We start from the raw sequence: 8,689 nt of genomic DNA on the forward strand, positions 1-8,689 counted from the left end.
GGGGGTGTGGGGGGCCCGGGGGGGGCCGCCCCGCCCCCCCCGCCGGCCCCTCCCCCGCCGGGCCCCGGGCCCGCCGATCCCTCGGCGCCGGGGGCTCGGCGCGTCGGTCGGCCCGTCGTGACCTCGGACCCGGCCGGCCCGTTGCACCTGCCGGATGCCGGTGGATTCGCGGCATGTCGGGTCGGCTGCGTTTGATCGGCCCGTTTCGGGGGACCTGCTGCGCACGCCCCGGTTCCGGCCGCCGTCCGGCGGCCGGGCGACCGGTGGCGCGCGGCCGGGCCGACCGGCCGCTCCGCGCAGGATTGACGGGCGGCGACTCCGGGCATACAGCGCGGTGATGATGAAAGGAGGACAGCATGGCTGACGTCGCGAGTCGCAGCGCGTCCCGGACCGGGAACGAGCCCTCCACCGCGGAACTGGTGCAGCGGGCCACCGAACAGGTCACCCGCCTGGTGCGGGACGAACTGGCGCTGGCCCGGGCGGAGTTGACCCAGAAGGGCAAGCACGCCGGGATCGGGATCGGTCTGTTCGGCGGCGGCGGGGTGATGGCCCTCTACGGCGCCGGCGCGCTGGTCGCCACGGTGATCCTGCTGCTGGACCTGGTCATGCCGGCCTGGCTGGCCGCGCTGATCGTGGCCGTGGCGCTCTTCCTGCTCGCCGGGATCCTGGCGCTCGTCGGCAAGAAGCAGGTCAGCCGTGCCGTCCCACCGGTGCCGGAGGCGACGGTCCGCAGCGTCCGGGCGGACGTCGACACCGTCACCGCCGCGGTGAAGGACGGGAGGCGGGCATGACCGGCAACGGGACCGGGGACGTGGCGGCGCTCCGGGAGGAGATCCGCCGGACCCGGGTGGAGCTCGGTGAGACCATGGAGCAGTTGGCCGCCCGGGCCGACGTGAAGGCCCTGGTCCGGCACTCCGCCGAGCAGGCGAAGGCGCGGATGCGCCAGCAGGCGGCGCTGACCGTGGCCCGGGTGCGCGGGCAGGCGGCGGAGAAGGCCCGGCTGGTCCGGGCGCAGGCGTTCGAGAAGGGTGGGGCGGTCGGGCGCAACCCGGTGCCGTGGGCGGCCGTCGCGGCCGGCGCCGTGGTCACCGCGGTGGCGCTGCTGATCGTCCGGGGGAGGCGCAGGTGAGAAGGGGCATCGGAAGGGCGGCCTACAAGCCGGCCGGCGTGCTGATGGGTCTGGCCGCCGGTACGGTCGCCGGGGTCATCTTCCGGCAGGTGTGGAAGATGACGGCCGGCGACGGCGAGGCGCCCAGCGCCACCGACGAGGACCGCGGCTGGGGCGAGATCCTGGCGGCCGCGGCGTTGCAGGGCGCGATCTTCGCGGTCGTCCGGGCCGCTGTGGACCGGGGCGGGGCGGTCGGCGTACGCCGGCTCACCGGCCACTGGCCCGACTGAGTCATACGCACGAAAGGCCCCTTTCCGCCTCGGTGGAGAGGGGCCTTTCGCCTGGCCCGACCGGCCCGGCCAGTGGATCTGCCGCAACCGTCAGGTCACATTGCGGAGAATTTCGTCGGGTAGGCTGTGCGAAGTTTTTGCGTACGTGGTTTGCTGTCTCACGCTGTTGAGAGACGCGTGGGTTGAGAGAAGTCTCCTTCACCAGGGGGCCGCCTCAGGCGCCGCTGCTCGAAAACGGCCAATCGGCCGCACGGCGTGCTCGGCCGCCAGTTTTAGAAGGAGATACACATGGCGCAGGGAACCGTGAAGTGGTTCAACGCTGACAAGGGCTTCGGCTTCATCACCGTCGACGGCGGGGGTGCTGACGTGTTCGTCCACTTCTCGGCCATCCAGACCAGCGGCTACCGCACGCTGGAGGAGAACCAGCGGGTGGAGTTCGAGATCGCCCAGGGTCAGAAGGGTCCGCAGGCCGAGCAGGTCCGCCCCATCTGAGCTGCCGGAGCACCGGCCGCGCCGGCCGGTGCGTGAGCCCCGCGTCCCTTCCCGGGAGGCGGGGCTTTCCGCTTCTGTGGACGGTTGCCGGCCTCAACCGCGCCGGCGCCGGGCCCGCATGCCGAACCAGAGCGCGACCAGTCCGATGAGGACCAGCACCGGCCCGGCGACCGCCCAGGCCCGCTGGTCGGTCAGCACGCTGCCCTCGACGTAGCCCAGCCCGGAGACCGTCCACAGGGCACCGAGCACGACGGCGAGCAGCCCCACGGTGAGCCGGAACCAGCCCCTCATCGTTCCCCCTCCGCCGACGCCCACCCGGGTCCAGCATGCCCGCCGGCGCCGGCCGGCGGCGGCGCCGCGCCGACGGGCCGCCGGTCCGGGGTCACCACCGGTCGTGCACCTGCGGCCGGATCAGCTCGTCGTAGGCGGCGCGGACCGCGGCCGTCTCGACCTCGGTCAGCGGCGGAAGGCCGGCCGCCGCGGCGTTGCGCCGGGCCTGCTCGGCGGTGCGGGCGCCGGGGATGACGACCGTGACGCCGGGCTGGTCGAGGATCCAGCGGAGCGCGAACTGGGCCATCGTCCGGCCCTCGCCGACCAGCGGCGCGAGCCGGCGTACGGCGGACAGGCCGAGGTCGTAGTCGACGCCGGAGAAGGTCTCGCCGACGTCGAAGGACTCGCCGTGCCGGTTGAAGTTCCGGTGGTCGTCGGCGGGGAAGGTGGTGTGCTCGTCGTACCGGCCGGAGAGCAGGCCGCTCGCGAGGGGCACCCGGGCGATGATGCCCACGCCGGCCTTCGCGGCCTCGGGCAGCACCCGCTCCAGGGGCTTGTGGCGTACCGCGTTCAGGATGATCTGCACGCTGGCCACGCCCGGGCGGGCGATCGCGGTGAGCGCCTGGTCGCAGGTCTCCACGCTGACCCCGTAGCCGGCGATCCGCTCCTCGGCGACGAGGGTGTCCAGGGCGTCGAAGACCCGGTCGTCGGCGAAGACCGCGGTGGGCGGGCAGTGCAGCTGGACCAGGTCGAGGGTGTCCACCCCGAGGTTGGCCCGGGACCGGTCGGTCCAGGCCCGGAAGTTGTCCAGGGTGTACGCCTCCGGCGTCTGCGGCACCCGCCGGCCCATCTTGGTGGCCACGGTCAGCCCGTGCCCGGGGTGCTCGCGCAGGAACCGGCCGATCAGCTGTTCGCTGCGGCCGTCGCCGTAGACGTCGGCGGTGTCCAGGAAGCTCACCCCGGAGTCCACCGCGGCGCCCAGCACGTCGAGGGCGGTGCTCTCGCTGACCTCGCCCCAGTCCGCGCCGAGCTGCCAGGCGCCGAGTCCGATGATGCCGACGTGCCGGCCGAGCCGGTCGAAGCTGCGCTGTTCCACCCGGTCGAGCCTAGTGAGCCGCTTGCCGGGACGCCCGTCGGGCCGTACCTTCAAACAAGACGTACGTACGGTTTGGAGGCTGTCATGTGGGACCCGAGCACCTACCTGCGCTACGGCGACGAGCGTTCCCGGCCCTTCCACGACCTGCTCGCCCGGGTCCCGGCGGAGCGGCCGCGCGCGGTCGTCGACCTCGGCTGCGGCCCGGGCACCCTGACCACGACCCTCGCCGGCCGCTGGCCGGACAGCCGGATCGCCGGCCTGGACTCCTCCGCCGAGATGATCGCACAGGCCCGCGCCCTGGCACGGGTGCGCAGCCTGGCCGGGACCGGCGTCCTGGCCGAACCGGTCTCCTTCTCGGTCGGGGACGTGCGCTCCTGGCATCCGGAGCCCGACGCCGACGTGGTCGTCTGCAACGCGGTGCTCCAGTGGGTCCCCGGCCACCGGGAGCTGCTCACCCGCTGGGCCGCCGCGCTGCCGGCCGGCGCCTGGCTGGCGTTCCAGGTGCCCGGGAACTTCGCCGCCCCGTCGCACCGCGCGCTGCGCGAGGTGGCCGGGCGGGACCGGTGGCGGGACACGCTCGCCCCGCTGCTGCGCGAGGCGCCCGTCGACGAACCGGCCGACTACGCCGCGCTGCTGGTCGGTGCCGGCTGCGCCGTCGACGCCTGGGAGACTACCTACGTGCACCTGCTCCCGGCCGCTGGCGCCGACCATCCGGTGCTGGCCTGGATGGAGGGGACGGCGCTGCGCCCGGTCCGCGCCGCGCTGGACGACACCGGCTGGGCCGACTTCCGCGCCGAGCTGGGGGTGCGCCTCGCCGAGGCCTACCCGGTGCGGCAGGGTCAGGTGTACTTCCCGTTCCGCCGGATCTTCGTGGTGGCCCGCACCGGCGCCCGCGCTGAGGAGAACTCGTGACCGACCTGCCCACCTTCATCGCCGGACTGCCCAAGGTGGAGCTGCACGTGCACCACGTCGGCTCCGCCTCGCCCCGGATCGTGGCCGAGCTGGCCGCCCGGCACGAGGGGCGCAGTCCCGTCCCGGCCGACCCGGAGGCGCTCGCGGACTACTTCGCGTTCCGCGACTTCGCCCACTTCATCGAGGTCTACCTCAGCGTCGTCGACCTGATCCGGGACCAGGACGACGTCTGGCTGCTCACCCACGAGGTGGCCCGGGAACTGGCCCGCCAGCAGGTCCGGTACGCCGAGCTGACCGTCACGCCGTACTCGCACGTGCACCGGGGGATCCCGGCGCCGGCGTTCTGTGAGGCGATCGAGGACGCCCGCAAGCGGGCCGAGGCCGACTTCGGCATCGCGCTGCGCTGGTGCTTCGACATCCCGGGCGAGGCCGGCCTTCCGGCCGCCGAGCAGACCCTGCGGATCGCCCTGGACGAGCGGCCGGACGGGCTGGTCAGCTTCGGCCTGGGCGGCCCGGAGATCGGGGTGCCCCGGCCGCAGTTCAAGCCGTACTTCGACCAGGCCCGCGCGGCCGGGCTGCGCTCGGTGCCGCACGCCGGGGAGACCACCGGACCGGAGACCGTCTGGGACGCGCTCCGCGAGCTGGGCGCCGAGCGGATCGGGCACGGCATCTCCGCCGCGCTCGACCCCGCGCTCCTCGCCCACCTGGCCGAGCGGCGGATCCCGCTGGAGGTCTGCCCCACCTCCAACGTCCGGACCCGGGCGGTGGCCACCATCGAGGAGCACCCGCTGCCGCAGCTCGTCGAGGCCGGCGTGCTGGTCACCGTGAACTCCGACGACCCGCCGATGTTCGGCACCACGCTGAACGACGAGTACGCCGTGGCCGCCCGGCTGCTGCGGCTCGACCCGGCCGGTGTGGCCGCGCTGGCCCGCGCCGCGGTCGGCGCCGCGTTCCTGGAGCCCGGGGAGCAGGCCCGGATCAGCGGCGAGATCGACGCGTACCTGGCGGACGCGACGCGCTGACCGGACGGGACGGCGCCGGCCGCCGGGACACCCGCAGCGGCCGGCGCCGCCCGGCCAGGGCCAGCCCGAACCCGACCACCGCGGCCACCGCGACGGCGGCCACGGGCGTGCCGTCGGCCGGCCTGCCGGAGCTGTGCGCGAGCACCGGGTCCTGCCACGCGGCGAGGGTGAGGGCGACGCCGAGACCGATCACGGCGGCCCAGCGGAGCAGACGGCCCACGGTCGGCGTCATCACGGTCACCTCACGCCCGGGGTGCGGCTCGACGGGAGAAGTGGCGCGCGGCGGGAGCGAGGTGTGGGGGGACCGAACTCCCGCCGCGCGCACGGCTCCGCCGACCGGAGGTGTTACGGGGCGTCCCGGCCGACGGAACTGATGGGTTCGGTCCTGATCCTGACAGCCCGGCGCGGTGCCGGGACCGTCGTTAACCCACTCCTAAGGAAGACTTGCGGCGGCCCACAGCCACCGGTTCAGCGCGGGCGCGGCCAGCGCCGGCCGGCCCGGGGCTCCCGGGCGTCCCGCGCCATCCGGCCGACCAGGCCGAACCGGTTGACCTGCCGGGGCGTCGCCTCGGGATCGGCCAGCAGCATCACCACGCTGGCCCCGCCGAGCCGGGCCCGGTCGATGCTCACCGAGCCGTTGGCCTGCAACGCGACCCGCTTGGCGATGTCCAGCCCCAGCCCGGTGGAACCCTGGTCGCTGGCGCCCCGGCGCAGCGCCCGGTCCGGGTCCGGGATGCCTGGGCCGGCGTCGTCGATCCGGATCGCCACCCAGCCGTCCCGCCGGCTCACCGCCACCTCGAACGCGGTGCCCTGCGGCGTGTAGCGGAAGACGTTGCCGATCACCGCGTCCAGCGCGGCGGCCAGCTCGGCCCGGGGCACCGGCGCGGGGATCCGGAGCTGGGCCCCGACCACCCGGTGCGGCCGGTTCTGGTCGCCGGCGAGCGCCGACCAGAAGACCATCCGGTCCCGGACCACCTCGCTGACGTCGCAGGTCGCCGGGCCGGTCTCCTGGCTGACCGCCTTGCGGGTGGTGGTGATCAGCTGGTCGACCTCGCCCTCCAGCGTGACGATGGCCTGCCGGATCCGCCGGATGCCGCGGCGGCGGTCCAGCTCCGCCTCGCTGAACGTGCCGATGCTGGTGTCGTCGGACTCCAGCGCCTCCGCGTCCAGCCGCAGGGCGGTCAGCGGCGTCCGCAGCCGGTGCGACAGGTCGGCGACGAGTTCCCGCTCGTCGGCGCGGAGCGCGACCAGCCGCTCCGCCATCCGGTTGAACGCGTGCCCGGCCTCGGCCAGCTCCCGCGGCCCGGTCGGCTCGACCCGGACGCCCAGCTCGCCGTCGCCGACCGCGAGGGCCGCCTTCACCAGCTCGCCGGTCGCGTCGACGGCCCGCGCGGCCACCCGGTCGACCACGATCACCGCGGCCCCGACCAGCGCCACCGCCACCGCCAGCAGCAGCAGCCACCGCCCGCCGGCGCCCTCGTCGAGCACCTCGTCGGGAACGAAGACCTCCACCACGGCGACCCGGTCGCCGAGCACCACCGGGTCCAGCCGGAGCACGCCGCCGGGCACGTCGGTGACTACCGAGCGTCGCTCGGCGCCGGCCCGCTCCAGCGCCGCCGCGTCGGCGCGGCCCGCGCCCTCGTCGGCCCCGATCCCGTGTACGACGGGCCGCAGCGCCGGGTCGTCGCCACTGGCCGCCACGGCCCGCCGGACGATCTCCGGGTCGGTGCTGACCGCGAGCGCCCCGGTGACCAGCGCGCTGCGCCGGGCCGCGTCGGCCAGCTTCTCCTCCCGCGCCTGGTCGGACAGGGTGATCCCGAGCGGGACGAGGAAGGCGAGCGCGACGAGGCTGCACATGCCGGCCGTGAGCCAGGCCAGCGCGGGCCTCAGTCCGGCGCCACCAGCCGGAAGCCGACCCCCCGCACGGTGCGCAGGTAGCGCGGCTTCGCCGCGGACTCGCCCATTTTGCGGCGCAGCCAGTAGAGGTGAACGTCGATGGTCTGGTCCTCGCCGACCGAGGGCTGCCGCCATACCTCCTCCAAGAGTTCCCGCCGGGACACTACCCGGCCGGGACGTGCGGCGAGATACGCCAGCAGGTCGAATTCCTTGCGGGTCAGGGCCAGCGGCTCGCCGTCCAGCACCGCGCTGCGCTCGCCCACGTCCACCCGCAGGCCGCCGACGGTGTGCACGGCCGGCTGGACGGTGCGGCTGGCCCGGCCGGCCCGCCGCAGCACGGTGGTGATCCGGGCATCCAGGTGGGCGCCGGTGAACGGCTTGACCATGTAGTCGTCGGCGCCCGCGCGGAGCAGCCGGACCACCGACTGCTCGTCGTCCCGCGCGGTGGCGATGATGATCGGCACGTCGGTGATCCCGCGCAGCATCCGCAGCGCGTCGGAGCCGTCCAGGTCGGGCAGGCCGAGGTCGAGCACCACCAGGTCGGGGGTCTCGGCGGCGACCCGGCGCAGCGCGTCCAACGCCGTGCCGACGGCGTGCACCGCGTGCCCCCGGTCGGTCAGGGACCGCAGCATCGCACCGCGTACGACGTGGTCGTCTTCGACCAGGAGGACGGTTGCCACGTCAGCACCGTACTCGGCGTGGCAAGTTGATCGCGTTGCGGCGCTCCTGCGGACCGGGCAAGCTGGGACGACGATGACGTTCACTCTCTTCCCCGACACCCGCCTCACGCTCGCCCGCGACGCGCTGGCCGGCCTCTCGGTCGGTGACGCCCTCGGCGCGCGGTTCTTCGTGCCGGGCGGGGCCGTCGCCGGCTGGGCCGACGCGCTCCCGCCCGGGCCGTGGCCGTGGAGCGACGACACCGAGATGGCGTGCTCGGTGCTGACCGTGCTGGCCGCGCACGGCCGGGTGGACCGGGACGCCCTCGCGCTCGCCTTCGCGGCGCACTACGACCCGGCCCGCCGCTACGGCGCCGGCGCCGTGGAACTGCTCGAACTGATCCGCGCCGGCACGCCGTGGCCGGTGGCCGCCGCGTCCGCCTTCGACGGGCAGGGCTCCTGCGGCAACGGGGCGGCCATGCGGGTGGCCCCGCTCGGCGCCTGGTACGCCGACTCCACCCGGCGCGCCGCCGACCAGGCCCGCGCCTCCGCCGAGGTGACCCACGCCCACCCGGAGGGGATCGCCGGGGCGGTCGCGGTGGCGGTGGCCGCCTCGCTGGCCGCCCGGGCCCGGCTGGACGGGGACCGGCCCGAGCCGGCCCGGCTGCTCACCGTGGTGGCCGGCGCCCTCGACCCGGCCGGCGAGGTGCACCGGGGCGTACGCCGGGCCGCCGCGCTGCTCGGCCACCCGGCCGGCGAGGTGGCCGAGGCGCTGGGCAACGGATCCCGGGTGACCGCCCAGGACACCGTCCCGTTCACCGTCTGGGTCGCCGCCACCCACCTGCACGACTACCCGGCCGCGATCCGCGCCTGCGTCGAGGCGGGCGGGGACGTGGACACCACGGCGGCGATCGTCGGCGGCGGGGGGGGCGCCCCACCCCGGGGGG

The 8,689-nt window shown here is 75.4% G+C and carries 12 protein-coding genes; 7 read left to right on the plus strand and 5 right to left on the minus strand.

The annotated features are described in order from the left end of the window. Positions 1–356: 356 nt before the first annotated feature. The 4 genes from ACW0Q9_RS26490 (at position 357) to ACW0Q9_RS26505 (ending at position 1,890) form a co-directional block, all read left to right on the plus strand. Complete coding sequence (locus ACW0Q9_RS26490; protein WP_456185828.1) at positions 357–791, plus strand: phage holin family protein; 435 nt, start codon at positions 357–359, stop codon at positions 789–791. Continuing rightward, a complete protein-coding gene (locus tag ACW0Q9_RS26495; protein WP_456185830.1) occupies positions 788–1,129 on the plus strand; it encodes a DUF3618 domain-containing protein in 342 nt (113 codons plus the stop codon). The genes ACW0Q9_RS26490 and ACW0Q9_RS26495 overlap by 4 nt, the downstream gene beginning before the upstream one ends. 8 nt (positions 1,130–1,137) lie before the next feature. After that, a complete protein-coding gene (locus tag ACW0Q9_RS26500) occupies positions 1,138–1,398 on the plus strand; it encodes a DUF4235 domain-containing protein (RefSeq protein ID WP_396871593.1) in 261 nt (86 codons plus the stop codon). 288 nt (positions 1,399–1,686) lie between these two features. Next, complete coding sequence (locus tag ACW0Q9_RS26505; protein ID WP_007075740.1) at positions 1,687–1,890, plus strand: cold-shock protein; 204 nt, start codon at positions 1,687–1,689, stop codon at positions 1,888–1,890. Positions 1,891–1,983: 93 nt separating this feature from the next. Here the strand turns inward: ACW0Q9_RS26505 and ACW0Q9_RS26510 are convergent, their stop codons facing one another. Both ACW0Q9_RS26510 and ACW0Q9_RS26515 read right to left on the minus strand, forming a co-directional pair. Beyond that, positions 1,984–2,181 carry a hypothetical protein gene (locus tag ACW0Q9_RS26510; protein ID WP_456185832.1) on the minus strand — a complete coding sequence of 66 codons (198 nt, stop codon included), beginning with the start codon at positions 2,179–2,181 and terminating at the stop codon, positions 1,984–1,986. 91 nt (positions 2,182–2,272) lie between these two features. Then, positions 2,273–3,256 (minus strand): aldo/keto reductase, encoded by a 984-nt coding sequence (locus ACW0Q9_RS26515; RefSeq protein WP_456185834.1) that lies wholly within the window; start codon positions 3,254–3,256, stop codon positions 2,273–2,275. Between the two features lie 84 nt (positions 3,257–3,340). Here ACW0Q9_RS26515 and ACW0Q9_RS26520 point away from each other — a divergent pair, with 84 nt between their 5' ends. Continuing rightward, positions 3,341–4,168, plus strand: a complete 828-nt coding sequence (locus tag ACW0Q9_RS26520) for a trans-aconitate 2-methyltransferase (RefSeq protein ID WP_456185835.1) — start codon at positions 3,341–3,343, stop codon at positions 4,166–4,168. Then, on the plus strand, positions 4,165–5,190 hold the full coding sequence (locus ACW0Q9_RS26525; protein ID WP_456185837.1) for an adenosine deaminase: 1,026 nt from the start codon (positions 4,165–4,167) through the stop codon (positions 5,188–5,190). Before ACW0Q9_RS26520 ends, ACW0Q9_RS26525 begins: the two co-directional genes overlap by 4 nt. Here the strand turns inward: ACW0Q9_RS26525 and ACW0Q9_RS26530 are convergent. The 3 genes from ACW0Q9_RS26530 to ACW0Q9_RS26540 all read right to left on the minus strand — a co-directional run bounded on the left by ACW0Q9_RS26530 (position 5,147) and on the right by ACW0Q9_RS26540 (position 7,766). Beyond that, the gene (locus ACW0Q9_RS26530) at positions 5,147–5,422 is read right to left on the minus strand and encodes a hypothetical protein (protein ID WP_456185839.1); all 276 of its coding nucleotides are present in this window, start codon (positions 5,420–5,422) and stop codon (positions 5,147–5,149) included. The genes ACW0Q9_RS26525 and ACW0Q9_RS26530 overlap by 44 nt on opposite strands. A gap of 236 nt (positions 5,423–5,658) precedes the next feature. Then, the gene (locus tag ACW0Q9_RS26535) at positions 5,659–7,047 is read right to left on the minus strand and encodes a HAMP domain-containing sensor histidine kinase (protein WP_456185841.1); all 1,389 of its coding nucleotides are present in this window, start codon (positions 7,045–7,047) and stop codon (positions 5,659–5,661) included. A 29-nt stretch (positions 7,048–7,076) separates the two neighbouring features. Then, entirely contained in the window at positions 7,077–7,766 is a 690-nt protein-coding gene (locus ACW0Q9_RS26540; protein ID WP_089155714.1) for a response regulator transcription factor, read from the minus strand. Between the two features lie 73 nt (positions 7,767–7,839). Between ACW0Q9_RS26540 and ACW0Q9_RS26545 the strand changes: the two genes are divergently transcribed. Continuing rightward, positions 7,840–8,689: ADP-ribosylglycohydrolase family protein (locus ACW0Q9_RS26545; RefSeq protein ID WP_456185843.1), on the plus strand; the 850-nt coding region annotated here is incomplete at its 3' end.

Source organism: Micromonospora sp. I033 (assembly GCF_053890995.1).